Raw genomic sequence first — 17,921 nt, 5'->3', positions numbered from 1 at the left:
CAAGGATCGACCCATGTTCAGCTCTGCCGCCTCGGCCGACCAGCAACGTACGACGCTCCCCGACGAGCACGGCCACTTCGGCCGTTTCGGCGGGCGATTCATGCCCGAGGCTCTGATCGCCCCGCTCGACGAGCTCGAGCGCGCGTGGCGTGAGGCCAAGCAGGACCCGACGTTCGTGAACGAGCTGGACCGCATGTTCCGCGAGTACGCGAACCTTCCCAGTCCGCTGTACGAGGCGTCGCGTCTGTCCGAACGCGTCGGCGCCCGCGTCCTGCTCAAGCGCGAGGACCTGAACCACACGGGCGCGCACAAGATCCGCAACGTCCTGGGCCAGGCGCTGCTGACCCGCCGGATGGGCAAGCGGCGGGTGATCGCCGAGACCGGTGCGGGCCAGCACGGTGTGGCCTCCGCGACGGCCTGCGCGTACCTCGACCTCGAGTGCGTCGTCTACATGGGCGAGGTCGACACCGAGCGGCAGGCGCTCAACGTCGCCCGCATGAAGATGCTCGGCGCGACGGTCATCCCGGTGACCACAGGCAGCCGCACCCTCAAGGACGCCATCAACGAGGCGCTGCGTGACTGGGTCAGCACCGTCGACGACACGCACTACCTGCTCGGTACGGCGGCAGGCGCGCACCCGTTCCCCGAGATCGTCCGCGACCTGACCCGTGGGATCGGCGACGAGGCGCGCGCACAGGTCCACGAGTTGACAGGCGCACTGCCGGACGCCGCGGCGGCGTGCGTCGGCGGCGGCTCCAACGCGATCGGCCTGTTCACGGCGTTCCTCGAGGACGCCGACGTGCGCCTGTACGGCTTCGAGGCGGGCGGTGACGGCTTCGACACCGGTCGTCACGCCGCGACGATCACCGCGGGTGACGTCGGCGTCCTCCACGGGACGCGCTCGTACCTCCTCCAGGACGAGGACGGGCAGACGATCGAGTCGCACTCGATCTCGGCAGGTCTGGACTACCCGGGTGTGGGCCCGGAGCACGCCTACCTCGCCGAGACGGGGCGCGTCTCGTACGAGCCGGTCACCGACGACGAGGCGATGGCCGCGTTCGACCTGCTCTGCAAGACCGAGGGCATCATCCCCGCGATCGAGTCCGCGCACGCCGTCGCGGGAGCGCTCCGGATCGTGCCGACCCTGACGGCGGAGCTCGGACGCACGCCGACGATCCTCGTCAACCTGTCCGGCCGCGGCGACAAGGACGCTCACACGGCAGCCACCTACTTCGGGCTGCTCTCCGAGGAGGACGCATGACCGCGCTGTCCGACACCCTGGCACGGGTCCGTGCCGAAGGGCGTCCCGCGCTGGTCGGCTACCTGCCGACCGGCTTCCCGGACAAGCAGACGGCGATCGACGCGATGGTGGCGATGGTCGAGGGCGGCGTCGACATCGTCGAGGTCGGCCTCCCGTACTCCGACCCGGTCATGGACGGGCCGACCATCCAGAAGGCCGCCGACGCTGCACTGCGCGCCGGCTTCCGGGTCGCCGACGTGTTCGACACGGTCGAGGCCGTGGCCGCGACCGGCGCGCCGACCCTCGTCATGACCTATTGGAACCCGGTCGAGCGGATGGGCGTGGACGGATTCGCCGCGCGTCTGGCCGCCGCCGGGGGAGCGGGCCTCATCACTCCGGACCTGATCCCCGACGAGGCGTCGGAGTGGATCGAGTCCTCTACGACGCACGGGCTCGACCGCGTCTTCCTCGTCGCGCCGTCGTCGACCGACGAGCGCATCGCGATGACCGCGCAGGCCTCGAGCGGCTTCCTGTACGCCACCTCGGTGATGGGCGTGACGGGGTCGCGGACGGCGACGAGCAGCGCTGCACCCACCCTCGTCGGCCGCGTCAAGCAGGTGAGCGACATCCCGGTCGGCGTCGGGCTCGGGGTGAGCAACGGCGACCAGGCTGCCGAGGTCGGTGCGTTCGCCGACGCCGTGATCGTCGGATCGGCGCTCGTGGCCCGGCTGCTCGAGGCCGGGTCCGACACCACGGCGGGCATCGCGTCCGTCCGTGCTCTCGCCGAGGACCTCCGGGCCGGCGTCGAGCGAGCCCGTACGGCACCCGACCAGACCAGCGCAGACAAGGGAGCACTCGCGTGATCCTCGCTTCCATCCCGAGCCCGTCGGAGTCGGTCTGGCACCTCGGGCCGTTCCCGATCCGTGCGTACGCGCTCTGCATCATCGCCGGGGTCGTCGCCGCGATCTGGGTCGGCGACAAGCGGTTCCAGGCGCGCGGCGGCAAGCCTGGTGCGGTCGCGGACGTGGCCATCTGGGCGATCCCGTTCGGACTCGTCGGCGCACGTCTGTACCACGTGGTCACCAACCCCGAGCTCTACTTCGCCGCCGGCCGCGACCCGGTCCGCGCCCTCTACATTTGGGAGGGCGGCCTCGGCATCTGGGGCGCCATCTCGCTCGGCGCCGTCGGCGCCTACATCGGCTGCCGCCGGTACGGCATCCGCTTCGCGCCGCTCGCCGACGCGCTCGCCCCCGGCGTCCTCCTCGGGCAGGCGATCGGCCGCTTCGGCAACTGGTTCAACCAGGAGTTGTTCGGCAGCCCGACGACGCTGCCGTGGGGCCTCGAGATCGACGCGGCGCACCGCCCCGCCGGCTACGAGCAGTACGAGACGTTCCATGCGACCTTCCTGTACGAGTCCCTCTGGAACCTCGCCGGCTTCTTCCTCCTGATCTGGGCCGACCGGCGCTTCCGGCTCGGTGGCGGCCGGGTCGTCGCGCTGTACGTCGCGATCTACACCGCCGGCCGATTCTGGATCGAAGGCCTGCGCATCGACACCGCGCACGAGCTCCTCGGGCTCCGCTTGAACCAGTGGACGTCGATCGTCCTCTTCGTGGCCGCGATCGCCCTCTTCGTCTGGCTGACGAAGTCCGGGCGCGGCGCACGGGAGGACGTCGTGCAGGTCGACAAGGATGCCGCCGCCGCGGATGGGGAGGCGGCCGACGACGACACGGCGCCCGCCGATGGCGACACCGCACCCGCCGCCGACGACGCGGAACCGCGGGCCGGCGACACGGCACCGGCCGCCGACGACACGGCTCCTGCGGGTGACGACGAGGCTCCGCGGTCGTAGATTCGAGGCATGACCGAGGCCCCGACGCCTGACGACGCGGCTCGTCCCGCGCCGTACCCCCTCCCCGACCCCGCGACGATCGGCGAGGAGCACCACGACGTCACCGGCGGCTGGCTCCGGCCAGCGGTGTTCGGCGCCTCGGACGGCCTGGTCTCCAACTTCGCCCTGATCATGGGCATGGCCGGGGGGACGAGCGACCCGACGCCGGTGATCGTGGCCGGTGTCGCGGGCCTGGCGGCGGGGGCGTTCTCGATGGCCGTCGGCGAGTACACGTCCGTCGCGAGCCAGGCGGAGCTCGCGCGCGCCGAGGTGTCGAGGGAGCGCCGCCAGATCCTCCGCGACGACGCGCAGGAGCAGGCCGAGCTGGCCTCGATGTTCGTGGCGAAGGGCGTGGACGAGGACGTTGCCCGCGAGGTCGCCGAGCAGATCCACTCCGACCCCGACAACGCCGTACGCGTCCATGCCCGGGAGGAGTTCGGCATCGACGTCACCGACCTGCCGTCCCCGATGCTTGCCGCGGTCTCGTCGTTCCTGTCGTTCGCGCTCGGAGCGTTGATCCCGCTCCTCCCGCTGATGCTCGGGATCACGTCTCTGGGCCCGACCGTCGCAGCGTCGCTCGTGGCGCTGTTCGGGACCGGAGCCCTCGTCACGGCGCTCACCGATCGTCCGTGGTGGTTCGGCGGGCTGCGTCAGCTCGTCCTCGGCAGTGCCGCGGCGGCGCTCACCTTCGGGATCGGCGGCCTCGTCGGCGGCATCACCGACTGACGTCGCCGTACGGCGTACCGAGCGGTCGCTGCCCGCAACAATCGTGTAACCTGGGCAAGCCATGTGAGGGCCAAGGTCGTCCCTTCGGTGTGGTTGTTCCCCCGCTGACGGACCGGCACCTCGTCTCTGTGCGAGCTCCCCCTGTTCGAAAGCGCCATAGCGAAGACGACGGGAGAAGAACGGCATGCGCGGGTTTCCCCCAGCTCAAGGTCTGTACTCCGGCGAGCACGAGCACGACGCCTGTGGTGTCGCGTTCGTCGCGACGCTGACCGGCCAGGCCAGCCACGAGATCGTTGCCCAGGGCCTGACCGCCCTGCGCAACCTGGACCACCGCGGCGCCGTGGGCGCCGAACCGGACTCCGGCGACGGCGCCGGCATCCTCCTCCAGGTGCCGGACGCGTTCCTCCGTGACGTGGTCGACTTCGCGCTTCCCGAGCAGGGACAGTACGCCGTCGGCACGGCGTTCCTGCCGGTCGAGGCCACCGACGCGGCGGGCGCCCGTACGGCGATCGAGGCCCTGGCGGCTGAGGAGGGCCTCGCGGTCCTCGGCTGGCGCGACGTGCCGACCAACCCCGACGTCCTCGGCTCGATGGCGCGTGGCGCGATGCCGTCGTTCGTGCAGCTGTTCGTCGCTGACTCCGAAGGCTCCCGGACCGGCATCGACCTGGACCGCGTGACCTTCGCGCTGCGCAAGCGCGCCGAGCACGAGCTCGACGTCTACTTCCCGTCGCTGTCGGCCCGCACCCTCGGCTATAAGGGCATGCTGACGACCGACCAGCTCGACCACTTCTTCCCCGACCTGACCGACGCCCGGATCGCGTCGGCGATGGCGGTCGTGCACAGCCGCTTCTCGACGAACACGTTCCCGAGCTGGCCGCTGGCTCACCCGTTCCGCTTCATCGCGCACAACGGCGAGATCAACACCGCCCGCGGCAACCGCAACTGGATGCGCGCCCGCGAGGCGCTGCTCGAGTCGGACCTGATCCCGGGCGACCTGAGCCGGCTCTTCCCGATCGTCGACCCGGAGGACTCCGACTCGGCGTCGTTCGACGAGGCGCTCGAGCTGCTGCACCTCGGCGGCCGCAGCCTCCCGCACGCGGTGATGATGATGATCCCCGAGGCGTGGGAGAACAACCCGGAGATGGACCCCGCGCAGCGGGCGTTCTACGAGTTCCACTCCACGATGATGGAGCCGTGGGACGGACCCGCGTGCGTCGTCTTCACCGACGGCACGCAGATCGGTGCGGTCCTCGACCGCAACGGGCTGCGCCCCGGGCGGTTCTGGCAGACCGAGGACGGCCTCGTCGTGCTGGCCTCCGAGGCGGGCGTCCTCGACCTCGACCCGGCGACCATCGTGCGCAAGGGGCGCCTCGAGCCGGGTCAGATGTTCCTGCTCGACCTCGACGAGCACCGCGTGATCCCCAACGAGGAGATCAAGGCGGAGCTCGCCGGCGCCCACCCGTACGAGGAGTGGCTGTACTCGGGCCTCGTGCGCTTCTCCGACCTTCCCGAGATCGAGCACGTCGTGCACACGCACGCGTCCGTGACGCGCCGTCAGCAGGTCTTCGGCTACACCGAGGAGGAGCTCCGCATCCTCGTCGCGCCGATGGCTCGTACGGGAGCCGAGCCGATCGGCTCGATGGGCACCGACACGCCGATCGCCGTGCTGTCGGACCGTTCGCGGCTGCTGTTCGACTACTTCAACCAGCTCTTCGCGCAGGTCACCAACCCGCCGCTGGACGCGATCCGCGAGGAGCTCGTGACCTCGCTGCTCAGCACGGTCGGCGCCGAGGGCAACCTGCTCGAGGCGACGCCGGCGTCGTGCCGCCAGCTGCAGATGTCGTTCCCGGTGATCACCAACGACGAGCTCGCCAAGATCAGGCACGTCAACCGTCACGGCAACATGCCCGGCCTCTCGACCTACGTCGTCCGTGGCCTGTACGACGTGGCCGGCGGCGCCGACTCGCTGCGCAAGCGCCTCGACGAGATGTGCACCGAGGTGTCTGCGGCGATCGCCGACGGTGCCCGCATCATCGTGTTGTCGGACCGCCACTCGAACCACGAGCTGGCCCCGATCCCGTCGCTGCTGATGACCGGCGCGCTGCACCACCACCTGGTGCGCGAGAAGACCCGGACCCGCGTCGGCCTCCTCGTCGAGACCGGCGACGTCCGCGAGGTGCACCACGTGGCGCTCCTGCTCGGGTACGGCGCATCCGCCGTCAACCCGTACCTCGCGCTGGAGACGGCCGAGGACCTCGCCCGCGAGGCGGTCTACGTCGAGGGTGTCGCGCCGGAGAAGGCGGTCGCCAACCTCCGCTACGCGCTCGGCAAGGGCGTGCTCAAGGTGATGTCCAAGATGGGCGTCTCGACCGTCGCCTCGTACACGGGTGCCCAGATCTTCGAGGCCGTCGGTCTCGCTCCGGAGCTCGTCGAGCGCTACTTCACCGGCACGACCTCGCGCCTGGGCGGCATCGATCTCGGCGTCGTCGCCGAGGAGGTCCGCATCCGGCACGCCAAGGCGTACCCGACGGCCGGCATCTCCGCCTCGCGTCGCCAGCTCGACACGGGCGGCGAGTACCAGTGGCGTCGTGACGGTGCACAGCACCTCTTCGACCCGGAGACGGTCTTCCGGCTCCAGCACTCGACGCGCGCAGGCCGCTACGACGTCTTCAAGCAGTACACGCAGCGCGTGGACGACCAGTCCGAGCGCCTGATGACCCTGCGTGGGCTCCTCAAGCTGAAGGAAGGCGTCCGTCCGGCCGTCCCGATCGAGGAGGTCGAGCCGGTCTCCGAGATCGTCAAGCGCTTCTCGACCGGTGCGATGTCGTACGGGTCGATCAGCCAGGAGGCGCACGAGACGCTCGCGATCGCGATGAACCGTCTCGGCGGCAAGTCCAACACCGGCGAGGGCGGCGAGGACCCGGAGCGCCTGTACGACCCGGAGCGTCGCAGCGCGATCAAGCAGGTCGCGTCCGGTCGCTTCGGCGTCACGTCGGAGTACCTCACGAACGCCGACGACATCCAGATCAAGATGGCGCAGGGCGCGAAGCCCGGCGAGGGCGGGCAGCTGCCTGGCCCGAAGGTCTACCCGTGGGTGGCGCGGACGCGGCACTCGACGCCGGGTGTCGGCCTGATCTCGCCGCCTCCGCACCACGACATCTACTCGATCGAGGACCTCAAGCAGCTGATCCACGACCTGAAGAACGCCAACCCGTCCGCGCGGGTGCACGTGAAGCTGGTCGCGGAGGTCGGCGTGGGCACGGTTGCAGCGGGCGTCTCCAAGGCGCACGCCGACGTCGTCCTGATCTCGGGCAATGACGGTGGCACCGGCGCGTCGCCGCTCACGTCGCTCAAGCACGCGGGTGGCCCCTGGGAGCTCGGCCTGGCCGAGACCCAGCAGACGCTGCTCCTCAACGGGCTGCGCGACCGCATCGTCGTCCAGGCCGACGGCCAGCTGAAGACGGGACGCGACGTCGTGGTCGCCGCTCTGCTCGGTGCGGAGGAGTTCGGGTTCGCGACGGCACCGCTCGTGGTGTCCGGCTGCATCATGATGCGCGTCTGCCACCTCGACACCTGCCCGGTCGGCGTGGCGACGCAGAACCGCGACCTGCGCAAGAAGTACTCCGGCAAGGCCGAGTACGTCGTGAACTTCTTCGAGTACATCGCCCAGGAGGTGCGCGAGTACCTCGCGGCGCTCGGCTTCCGCTCGATCGAGGAGGCCGTCGGGCACGCCGAGGTCCTCGACTCGCGCGAGGCGATCGCGCACTGGAAGGCGAGCGGGCTGGACCTGGCGCCGATCCTGCACGTCCCCGAGCTCCCCGAGGGGGCCGCGCTGCGCAACACGACGACGCAGAACCACGGCCTCGACCGGGCGCTGGACAACGAGCTGATCGCGCTGTCCACGGACGCGCTCGACCGTGGCGAGCCGGTCCGTGCGCAGCTGGAGATCCGCAACGTGAACCGTACCGTCGGCACGATGCTCGGCCACGAGGTCACCAAGCGCTACCGCGGGGCGGGCCTGCCGGACGACACGATCGACGTCACCTTCACGGGTTCGGCCGGTCAGTCGTTCGGCGCCTTCGTCCCGCGCGGCATCACGCTGCGCCTCGAGGGCGACGGCAACGACTACGTCGGCAAGGGCCTGTCCGGTGGGCGGCTCGTGATCCGGCCGCCGCGCGACGCGTCGTTCGTCGCCGAGGACCAGATCATCGCCGGCAACGTCATCGGGTACGGCGCGACGAGCGGTCAGATCTTCGTCCGCGGGCGCGCCGGTGAGCGCTTCTGCGTCCGCAACTCCGGCGCGACAGCCGTCGTCGAAGGGGTGGGGGACCACGCGCTCGAGTACATGACCGGCGGTCGCGTCGTGATCCTCGGCACCACCGGCCGCAACGTCGCGGCCGGTATGAGCGGCGGGGTCGCCTACGTGCTCGACCTGGACGACGATCTCGTCAACCGCGAGATGGTCGAGGTCCACGAGGTTGGCGAGCCCGACGCGCTCAAGGACCTCGTCACCCGGCACGCCGAGGAGACCGGCTCGGAGGTCGCCGCCAAGCTTCTGGCCGACTGGGAGACCTCGCTGACGCGGTTCTCCGAGATCATGCCGGTCGACTACCGCAGGGTGCTGAAGGCGCGTGCCGCAGCCGAGGAGGCCGGTCTCGGCGAGGACGAGACCACCGCAGCGATGATGGAGGCAGCGATCCGTGGCTGATCCGAAGGGTTTCATGAAGACGCCGCGCCAGGTGGCGCAGCGCCGTCCGGTCGGCGAGCGCATCCACGACTGGAACGAGGTGTACCCCGGTACGCCTGGTCGTGCGCTGCTGCCGATCATCACCGAGCAGGCCGGCCGCTGCATGGACTGCGGCATCCCGTTCTGCCACTCGGGCTGCCCGCTGGGCAACCTGATCCCGGAGTGGAACGACCTGGTGTGGCGTGACGACTGGGAGGAGGCGATGTCGCGGCTGCACGCGACGAACAACTTCCCGGAGTTCACGGGTCGCCTCTGCCCGGCGCCGTGCGAGACGGCCTGCGTCGTCGGCATCAACCGCGACGCGGTGACGATCAAGAACGTCGAGGTCTCGATCATCGACCGCGCCTGGGACGACGGCCGGGTCGTGCCGGAGCCCCCGGAGTGGCTGACGGGCAAGACCGTCGCGGTGATCGGCTCAGGCCCTGCGGGGCTCGCGGTCGCGCAGCAGCTGACGCGTGCAGGTCACACCGTCGCCGTCTACGAGCGTGACGACAAGCCGGGCGGGCTGCTGCGCTACGGCATCCCGGAGTTCAAGATGGAGAAGTCCGTCGTGGACCGCCGGATCGAGCAGATGACGGCCGAGGGCACGGTGTTCCGCAACGGCGTCTCCGTCGGCCTCGACATCACCGGCGAGGAGCTGCGGGACCGCTACGACGCCGTCGTGCTCGCGACCGGCGCCACGGTGCGTCGTGACCTGCCCGCTCCCGGGCGTGAGCTCGGCGGCATCCACCAGGCCATGGAGTACCTCCCGCAGGCCAACCGGGTCGCGCGCGGCGAGACGGTCGAGGGCCAGGTCGTGGCGACGGGCAAGGACGTCATCATCATCGGTGGCGGTGACACCGGCGCCGACTGCCTCGGCACCGCGATCCGTCAGCAGGCGCGCTCGATCACGCAGCTGGAGATCATGCCGCGTCCGACCGAGGAGCGTCCGGGCCACCAGCCGTGGCCGACGTACCCGATGCTGTACCGCGTCGCCTCGGCGCACGAGGAGGGCGGAGAGCGCGTCTACGCGGTCTCGACGCAGGAGTTCCTCGGCGACGAGGACGGCAACGTCCGTGCGCTGCGCCTGGTCGAGGTGGAGATGGTCGACGGGCGCTTCCAGGAGGTCGAGGGCAGCGCACGCGAGATCCCCGCACAGCTGGTGCTCCTTGCGATGGGCTTCACCGGGCCGGAGACCGACGGCGTCGTGTCGCAGCTCGGTGTCGGCCTCGACGAGCGCGGCAACGTCGCGCGCGACAACGCGTACATGACCGACGTCCCGGGTGTCTTCGTCGCCGGTGACGCCGGCCGTGGTCAGTCGCTGATCGTGTGGGCGCTCGCCGAGGGTCGCTCGTGCGCCGCCGGGGTCGACGCGTACCTCAACGGCTCGACGACCCTCCCGTCGCCGATCCTGCCGACGGAGCGCCCGCTGGTCGTCTGACCCCCGCCTCCGTCCCGTCACCGATTCGGGCAGTTCGGTGCGTTTCTGCTTCGCAGAACGGCACCGAACTGCCCGAATCGCGTTCGGGGGGCGGGACTGTTGGCGGTCGGTTCGTCTCACGTTTCGAGAGATTTCGCCTTTGAAACAACAAATATGGCGGGTCGGGTCGCGCAGCTCCCCTGGACCGATCTAGGGTTGGGGAGTGCGTAGAGCAAAGATCGTCTGCACCATCGGTCCCGCCGTCTGGTCAGAGGAGAAGATCCTCGAGCTGGCCAGAGCAGGCATGAACGTCGCCCGCCTCAACCTCAGTCACGGAGACCACGCGACCCACGAGAAGTCCTTCGCGTGGGCACGGAACGCCGCTGAGGTCACGGGGCAGCCGATCGCGATCCTGGCAGACCTCCAAGGGCCCAAGATCCGTCTCGGCAAGTTCGCGTCGGGGCCCGTGCCCCTCGCGGTGGGCGACACCTTCACCATCACCACCGACGACGTCGCCGGTGACGACAAGCGGTGCTCGACGACGTACGCCGGCCTTCCTGGCGACGTGTCGGTCGGCGACACGATCCTGATCGACGACGGCAAGGTGAAGCTGCGTGCCACCGAGGTCACCGACACGGACGTGACGGCCGTGTGCGAGGTGCCTGGTGTCCTGAGCAACAACAAGGGCATCAACCTGCCGGGAGTCACCGTGAGCGTCCCGGCTCTGTCGGACAAGGATCGTGACGACCTGCGCTGGTCGCTGCGGGCCGGCGTCGACTTCATCGCCCTGTCCTTCGTCCAACGGGGCGCCGACGTCGACGACGTGCGCGCGATCATGGAGGAGGAAGGCGTATTCCGTCCGGTGATCGCCAAGATCGAGAAGCCGCAGGCGGTCTCGAACCTCGACGAGATCATGGATGCGTTCGACGGCGTGATGGTCGCGCGCGGCGACCTCGGCGTGGAGCTGCCGCTGGAGGACGTCCCGATCGTCCAGAAGCTGATCGTCGAGAAGGCGCGCCGCAACGCCAAGCCGGTCGTCGTCGCGACGCAGATGCTGGAGTCGATGATCTCCGCACCGCGCCCGACGCGCGCCGAGGCCTCGGACGTCGCCAACGCCGTGCTCGACGGGGCGGACGCCGTCATGCTGTCGGGGGAGACCAGCGTCGGCGAGTTCCCCATGGAGACCGTGCGCACCATGGCGCGGATCGTCGAGAGCACCGAGGAGCACGGCCTGCCGCGGATGGCGGCCTACCACTGGGACCCGAAGACCCGGAGCGGTGTGATCGGCCGCGCGGCGTCGGGTGTGGCTCAGAGCGTCGGTGCGAAGTACGTCTGCGCGTTCACGACCTCCGGCGACAGCGCTCGGCGCATGACGCGATACCGCTCGACGGTGCCCGTCCTCGCGTTCACCCCGGACCCGGTGGTCCGGAACCAGCTCGCGATGTCGTGGGGGGTCCAGACCTTCCTGGTCCCCGAGGTCGAGCACACCGACATGATGGTGCTCCAGGTCGACCGGGCTCTGCTCGAGATCGGCCAGTGCTCCGAGGGCGACGAGGTCGTCATCGTGGCGGGGAGCCCGCCTGGCATCGCCGGGTCGACCAACGCGCTGCGCATCCACCGCATGGGTGACGCGATCAAGGGCGTGTCCCCGGCGTACACGACGCCGCTGGTCCGCGAGTAGCCCAAGCAGCGCGCCCAGGCTCGGACGCCTCCAGGTGTCCGTACAAGCAGAAGCCGGCCCCTCCCCGGCAGGGGGGAGAGGCCGGCTTCGGCGTCCGTGGCGTCAGGCGACGCCGAGGTACGCCTCCTTGACGGCCGGATCGGCCAGGAGTTCCGGGCCGGTGCCGGACCGCGTGATGCGGCCGGTCTCCAGCACGTACGCCCGGTCGGCCCTGCTCAGGGCCTGGTTGGCGTTCTGCTCCACGAGGAGCACTGTCATTCCTTGCGCGTTCACCTGCGAGATGATCGAGAAGATCTGCTTGATGAACTGCGGCGCGAGCCCCATGGACGGCTCGTCGAGCAGCAGCACCTTCGGGCGACCCATCAGGGCACGCCCGATCGCGAGCATCTGCTGCTCACCACCGGACAGCGTGCCGCCGGACTGCGCCTCGCGCTCCTTGAGGCGCGGGAACAGCTCGAAGACGCGGTCGTAGCTCTCGTCGACCGTGCTGCGTTCCTTGAGGGCGTACGTCCCCATCTCGAGGTTCTCGCGCACCGTCATGGCCGGGAAGATGCCGCGACCCTCGGGCGTGAGGGAGATGCCACGGACGACGCGCTTGTGGCCCGGGAGCTTGGAGATGTCCTCGCCCTCGAACGTCACGCTGCCCGACGACAGGTTCAGCAGCCCGGCGAGCGAGCGCATCGTGGTCGTCTTGCCGGCGCCGTTGGCGCCGATCAGCGTCACGATCTCACCCTCCTCCACGGAGATCGAGATGTCGTGGAGTGCCTGGATGCGTCCGTAGTGGACCGAGATGTTGTTGATCTCGAGGAGCGCCATGTCAGTCCTCCTCTCCGAGGTAGGCGGCGATGACCGTGGGGTCGTTGCGGATGTCGGCCGGGAGACCGTCGGCGATCTTCTTGCCGAACTCCAGCACGACGATCCGGTCGGTCACCCCCATCACGAGGCGCATGTCGTGCTCGATGAGCAGCACGGTGTAGCCGTCGTCACGGATCGTCCGGATGAGCGCCATGAGCTCTTCCTTCTCGGCCGGGTTGAAGCCGGCAGCCGGCTCGTCCAGGCAGAGGAGCTTCGGGTCCGTGGCGAGTGCGCGGGCGATCTCGAGACGGCGCTGGTAGCCGTACGGGAGGGCGCTCGCCTGGGCCATCGCCTTGTCGGCGATGCCCACGAACTCCAGCAGCGCCATGCCACGCTCGATGGCCTCCCGCTCCTCGCGGTAGAGCCGCGGAGTGCGGAAGAGCGAGCCCCAGACGCCAGTCTTGTGCCGGGCATCGAGTCCGACGACGACGTTCTCGAGGGCCGTCATCTCGCCGAAGAGACGGACGTTCTGGAACGTCCGGGCGATACCGAGGCGCGTGATCTTGTGCTGCTTGCGCCGCCCGATCGCCTCGTTCTCGAGCAGGACCTGACCCTCGGTCGGCCGGTAGACACCGGTCATCGCGTTGAAGCACGTGGTCTTGCCGGCACCGTTCGGGCCGATCAGACCGAGGATCTCGCCGCGCTTGATGTCGAAGCTGACGTCGTCGAGGGCGGTCAGTCCGCCGAACCGCATGGTGAGGTTCTGGATCTCGACGAGCTTGTCACCGACCTCGACCGCGATCTCGCGCTCGGCGGCAGCCAGCTGCGCGACCTCGGAGTCGAGCGGCGGCGGCGCGTCCGGCTTCGGTGTCGATGGCAGGGGAGTGGCGTTGTCCGTCACTGGCCGGCCTCCTTGGTCGTGCCTGCCGGGGCTGTTGAGACAGCCGGCGCGTTGGCCAGGTTGGCGATCCTCTTGTGCGCGCGCCGTTCGAACGTCAGCAGGTGCGGACGTTTCCCGAACAGGCCCTGCGGCCGGAAGATCATCAGGACCACGAGCACCGCACCGAAGATGAGGTACTTGAACTCGGCGATCCCCGTGAACCGTAGCGGGATGTACGCGACGATCGCGCCGCCGAGGATGGCCCCGAACTTGTTGCCCTGACCACCGAGGACGACGGCCACGAGGAACAGCACCGACATCTGGACGTCGAAGCGCTGGTTGTTGACGAACCCGATCTGGCCCGCTGCGATCGCCCCGGCCGAACCACCGAGAGCGGCGCCGATGCCGAACGCCCAGAGCTTGTAGCGGAAGGTCGGGACGCCCATGATCTCGGCAGCGTCCTCGTCCTCGCGCAGGGCGATCCAGTTGCGTCCGACCCGGCTGCGCTCGAGGTTGCCGAGCGCGATCATCACCAGGATGATCACCGTGATCGTCAGCCAGTACCACGGAGCACCGGCGCTGTTGGAGAAGATCGGGTTGCCCTCGGCGTTGGTGCCCGGCGGGTGACCGACCTCCTGGAAGCCCTGCTGACCGCGCAGGGCGGGGATGATCGTCGCGAGCAGACGGATGATCTCGCCGAAGCCGAGCGTCACGATCGCGAGGTAGTCGCCTCGGAGTCTCAGCGTCGGGATGCCGAGGAGCACGCCGAACACGACCGTGACCATCGCCGCCAGCGGCAGCGTGAGGAGGTACGGGATGTGGACGAGCGTGGAGTCGGGCGACGTCCACAGCGCTGCGACGTACGCGCCGACCGCGAAGAACCCGACGTATCCCAGGTCGAGCAGTCCCGCCTGGCCGACGACGACGTTCAGGCCGACGGCGACGAGCGCGTAGCGCGCCATCTCGGCGCACGCCAGCGGCCAGTCGTTGCTGGGCTCCGTCGTCAGCAGCGGGATGTTGACCAGCGGCAGCGCGAACGCGGCCGCGACGGCGATCAGCAGGAAGGCCCACTGGCTGAGGCGAGGGAGGTGGTTCCACCAGTCCGACAGACCGCGCAGGCGGGTCGGCTTGGTGGTCTCCTCCACGAGCTCGTCGGCACGGGCCTGGGACTCTGCGGCCCCGCCCATCGGGGTACCCGTACTCATGCCCTCACCTTCCCGAGGTTGCTACCGAGGATGCCCTCCGGGCGGACCATCAGCACGGCGATCAGGACGACGAAGCAGACCACGTCGTTCCACTGTGCACTGCCGAGGAGGATCTGGCCGTAGTTGCCGATCAGGCCCAGCAGGAGGCCGCCCAGCAGGGCGCCGCGCACGTTGCCGATGCCGCCGAGGACGGCTGCGGTGAACGCCTTGACACCGAGCAGGAAGCCGCCCAGGTAGAGCACGCCGGACGGCACCTTCATGACGTAGAAGAGAGCGGCCACGCCGGCGAGCAGACCGCCGAGGATGAACGTGCTCACGATGATGCGCTCACGGTTGACACCCATGAGGGTGGCCGTGTCGGGGTCCTGGGCGACGGCGCGGATGCCGCGACCGAGCTTCGAACGCCGGATGAACTGATCAACGACGACCATCATGATGATGGCCGCCGACACGATCAGGATCGAGTCGAAGTAGATGAGCGTCCCGCCGATGTCGAAGACCGGCTTGTTCTGGAACATGATCACCGCCGGCTCGGGGTTCGGCCCGCGCCACCAGAAGATCAGGTACTGGATGACGAAGGACATGCCGATCGCCGAGATGAGGAACACGAGGCGTGGCGCGCCTTTGGCGCGCAAGGGTTTGTACGCCACGCGTTCCACGATGAACGCTGTCACCGCCGAGGCGAGCATGCCGAACACCAGTGCCAGCAAGAGGTTGGCGGCGATCGCGTACCAGGCGAGGTTCGGGACGGAGGGACCGAAGCCGAGAGAGGTCAAGGTGAAGACGACGGCGTACGCGCCGACGATGAAGACCTCGGAGTGCGCGAAGTTGATGAGGTTGAGGACGCCGTACACGAGGGTGTAGCCGAGCGCGACGAGCGCGTAGATGCCGCCGAAGGTGAGGCCGTCGACGGTGGCGCTCCAGAAGTTCGCGCCCAGCGCTTCCCAGTCGAAGCTGATCCACTGGTCCACTTGGGCTCCTTTGAGGAGTGGGGTGTGCAGAGAAGGGGGTCCGTCTGGATCAGACGGACCCCCTCCGTTGACGAGCTGTCGCTACTGAGTTGCAGGCCTCTTAGAGACTGCCTCTCTCAGAGGACGCCGACCGAGACGATCTGGCCATCCTGCACCTTGTAGCCGTAGACAGCGAGTTCGGTGAGCTCGCCGGTCTCGTCCCACTTGAACTTCTTGCTGAGGCCCTGGGCGTCGTAGTTGGTCACCCAGTCCTTCAGCTTGGCGCGATCCTGGTTGCCCTCGTCGATGCCCGCGAGCAGCACGGTCGCCGCGTCGTAGCCCTCGACCGAGTAGGTGCCCGGCGCGTCGCCGCCCGAGACCTTCTTGTAGGCGTCGCTGAAGCTGGTGATCAGCTCACCCGGGATGCACGGGCAGGTGAAGTAGGCGTTCGCCGAGGCGTCACCGGCCTGGTTGATGAACTCCTGGTCCTTCACGCCGTCCGGGCCGATGAAGATGCCCTCGTAGCCCTTGGCGACGAGCTGCTGGTTGAACGGCGCACCCTCGGCGTAGTAGCCCGAGTAGAAGACCGCGTCGGGCTTCTCAGCAAGGATCTTGGAGATCGTCGCGGAGAAGTCCTTCTGGCCCGTCGTCACCTTGTCGGAGCCGACGACGTTGTCGCCGAGCGCCTCGGTGGCGGTGCCGGCGAGGCCGACGCCGTACTCGGAGTCGTCCTGGACCACGTAGACCGTCTTGGCATCGAGCTTCTCGGTGAGCTTCGGCACGGCCGGGCCCTGCACGTTGTCGTTGCCGAGCGCGCGGAAGAAGGTCGTCCAGCCGTTCTGCGTCAGCGCCGGGCCGGTGGCCGACGGCGTGATGTGGACGAGGCCGGCCTGCTCGAAGATCGTGCCGGTGGCCTTCGACTCGCCGGAGAACGGCAGGCCGACGACGCCGATGATGTTCTCGTCGTTGGTCGCCTGCGTCACCGGGCCGGTGGACTTGTTCGGGTCGCCCTCGGTGTCGAACGTCTGCAGCGTGACCTGGCAGTTGGCGTTGTTCGCGTTGTGCTCCTCGACCGCCAGCTTCACACCGTTGATGATGTTGATGCCGAGCTGGGCGTTGGCGCCGGTCTCGGCACCGATGTAGGCGATGGTGGTGGTCGCCGGGCACTCGGCCGATCCGTCGCCCGCAGGGCTGACAGCGTCGTCGGGTGCATCGATTGCAGTCTGGACGGTCAGCTCGGGAGTCGAGCTGTCCTCGTCTCCGCTGTCGCCGTCGTCGGTGTTGGCGCACGCAGCGAGCGTGAGCGCCAGCACTGCGGCAGCCGCGAGTGCCTTCGTGGAACGAGACACGGTGGTGTCCTCCGATTCGTTGGGGCCGGCCCCCGAGCGGGGCGGGGCGGACGTTGCGTCCCATGCAAGTAACTGCAACGTTCTAACACAGTGAGAGCGCCTCGACCGTGGATGAATCCAAGCCGTTATGAAACGGTGAAATCCGGTCAACCTTCGAAAGAAGTCTGTTGGCGCGTCTGGGGGCGTCACGAAAAGTAGCACCGCGCAACGGTCTCCGCAGCGTGAGATGTGCCGGGTGCGGGACTCGAACCCGCACATCCTTTCGGACAGTGGTGTTTGAGACCACCGCGTCTACCATTCCGCCAACCCGGCTGGCCCGTCGGTCGCCGGCGGGCGCGGGATAACCTTCTCACGTGACTTCTCCTGAGAGCACCCCCGGTACGCTCCCGCCCGTCCGCCGCGTCGTCATCGCCGAGGACGAGGCGCTGATCCGCCTCGACCTGGCCGAGATGCTCGCCGAGGAGGGCATCGAGGTGGTCGGTCAGGCGGCCGACGGTGAGCAGGCGGTCGCGCTCGCCGAGGAGCTGCGCCCCGACCTCGTCGTGATGGACGTGAAGATGCCGAAGCTCGACGGCATCTCCGCCGCGGAGAGGATCGCCTCGCAGCGCATCGCGCCGGTCGTGATGCTGACGGCCTTCAGCCAGCGCGAGCTCGTGGAGCGTGCGCGCGACGCGGGCGCGATGGCGTACCTCGTCAAGCCGTTCAGCAAGGCCGACCTCGTCCCGGCGATCGAGATGGCGGTCAGCCGCTTCTCCGAGATCGCCGCGCTCGAGGCCGAGGTGGCGAGCCTCGAGGACCGCTTGGAGACGCGTCGCGCCGTCGAGCGTGCGAAGGGCCTCCTGCAGGAGGCGCTGGGCATCACCGAGCCGCAGGCGTTCCGGTGGATCCAGAAGACGGCGATGGACCTGCGCCTGTCGATGCGTGCCGTGGCTGAGGGCGTCGTGGAGCACGGTCCCGCGCTCGGCGGCTCGAGCGGGTCCGAGTCGCCTGCGGACCCCGCGTAGCCCCCTCCCCGCGGCGGTGCCTCAGCGTCCACCGCCTCCGGCCGAGTGGACGCTGAC

13 protein-coding genes and 1 tRNA gene are annotated in these 17,921 nt (G+C 69.3%); 8 read left to right on the top strand and 6 right to left on the bottom strand.

The genetic code is table 11. The features are described from left to right. The first annotated feature begins 13 nt into the window (after window positions 1-13). The 7 genes from trpB to pyk all read left to right on the top strand — a co-directional run bounded on the left by trpB (window position 14) and on the right by pyk (window position 11,681). The gene (gene trpB / locus GH747_RS07480; protein WP_149768960.1) at window positions 14-1,261 is read left to right on the top strand and encodes a tryptophan synthase subunit beta; all 1,248 of its coding nucleotides are present in this window, start codon (window positions 14-16) and stop codon (window positions 1,259-1,261) included. Continuing rightward, window positions 1,258-2,103, top strand: a complete 846-nt coding sequence (gene trpA / locus GH747_RS07475; protein WP_149768959.1) for a tryptophan synthase subunit alpha — start codon at window positions 1,258-1,260, stop codon at window positions 2,101-2,103. The genes trpB and trpA overlap by 4 nt, the downstream gene beginning before the upstream one ends. Further along, window positions 2,100-3,089, top strand: coding sequence for a prolipoprotein diacylglyceryl transferase (gene lgt / locus GH747_RS07470; RefSeq protein WP_149768958.1), 990 nt, complete (start codon window positions 2,100-2,102; stop codon window positions 3,087-3,089). The genes trpA and lgt overlap by 4 nt, the downstream gene beginning before the upstream one ends. A gap of 9 nt (window positions 3,090-3,098) precedes the next feature. Next, window positions 3,099-3,854: a VIT1/CCC1 transporter family protein gene (locus tag GH747_RS07465; RefSeq protein WP_149768957.1), complete on the top strand. Its 756-nt coding sequence runs from the start codon at window positions 3,099-3,101 to the stop codon at window positions 3,852-3,854. 184 nt (window positions 3,855-4,038) lie between these two features. Continuing rightward, on the top strand, window positions 4,039-8,562 hold the full coding sequence (gltB, locus tag GH747_RS07460; RefSeq protein ID WP_149768956.1) for a glutamate synthase large subunit: 4,524 nt from the start codon (window positions 4,039-4,041) through the stop codon (window positions 8,560-8,562). Beyond that, complete coding sequence (locus GH747_RS07455) at window positions 8,555-10,021, top strand: glutamate synthase subunit beta (protein WP_149768955.1); 1,467 nt, start codon at window positions 8,555-8,557, stop codon at window positions 10,019-10,021. The genes gltB and GH747_RS07455 overlap by 8 nt, the downstream gene beginning before the upstream one ends. Window positions 10,022-10,223: 202 nt before the next feature. After that, window positions 10,224-11,681, top strand: coding sequence for a pyruvate kinase (gene pyk / locus GH747_RS07450; RefSeq protein ID WP_149768954.1), 1,458 nt, complete (start codon window positions 10,224-10,226; stop codon window positions 11,679-11,681). 102 nt (window positions 11,682-11,783) lie between these two features. Here the strand turns inward: pyk and GH747_RS07445 are convergent, their stop codons facing one another. From GH747_RS07445 to GH747_RS07420, 6 genes are all read right to left on the bottom strand, one after another. Then, the gene (locus GH747_RS07445; protein WP_149768953.1) at window positions 11,784-12,497 is read right to left on the bottom strand and encodes an ABC transporter ATP-binding protein; all 714 of its coding nucleotides are present in this window, start codon (window positions 12,495-12,497) and stop codon (window positions 11,784-11,786) included. Window position 12,498: 1 nt separating this feature from the next. Continuing rightward, window positions 12,499-13,377, bottom strand: a complete 879-nt coding sequence (locus GH747_RS07440; protein WP_267236161.1) for an ABC transporter ATP-binding protein — start codon at window positions 13,375-13,377, stop codon at window positions 12,499-12,501. Then, window positions 13,374-14,561, bottom strand: a complete 1,188-nt coding sequence (locus GH747_RS07435) for a branched-chain amino acid ABC transporter permease (RefSeq protein WP_149768952.1) — start codon at window positions 14,559-14,561, stop codon at window positions 13,374-13,376. Before GH747_RS07435 ends, GH747_RS07440 begins: the two co-directional genes overlap by 4 nt. Then, complete coding sequence (locus GH747_RS07430; protein ID WP_205602843.1) at window positions 14,558-15,532, bottom strand: branched-chain amino acid ABC transporter permease; 975 nt, start codon at window positions 15,530-15,532, stop codon at window positions 14,558-14,560. Before GH747_RS07430 ends, GH747_RS07435 begins: the two co-directional genes overlap by 4 nt. A 116-nt stretch (window positions 15,533-15,648) precedes the next feature. Continuing rightward, window positions 15,649-16,860 (bottom strand): branched-chain amino acid ABC transporter substrate-binding protein, encoded by a 1,212-nt coding sequence (locus tag GH747_RS07425; protein ID WP_228552821.1) that lies wholly within the window; start codon window positions 16,858-16,860, stop codon window positions 15,649-15,651. A gap of 229 nt (window positions 16,861-17,089) precedes the next feature. Further along, a tRNA-Leu gene (locus tag GH747_RS07420) sits at window positions 17,090-17,172 on the bottom strand. 41 nt (window positions 17,173-17,213) lie between these two features. Here GH747_RS07420 and GH747_RS07415 point away from each other — a divergent pair. Next, window positions 17,214-17,864: an ANTAR domain-containing response regulator gene (locus GH747_RS07415; RefSeq protein ID WP_228552820.1), complete on the top strand. Its 651-nt coding sequence runs from the start codon at window positions 17,214-17,216 to the stop codon at window positions 17,862-17,864. The last annotated feature ends 57 nt before the right edge of the window (window positions 17,865-17,921 follow it).

The sequence above is a fragment of the Mumia xiangluensis genome (genome assembly GCF_010994095.1).
Classification (GTDB): domain Bacteria; phylum Actinomycetota; class Actinomycetes; order Propionibacteriales; family Nocardioidaceae; genus Mumia; species Mumia xiangluensis.
The sequence above is the reverse complement of the archived record's forward strand: the minus strand, read 5'-3'. Positions and strand labels throughout refer to the sequence as shown.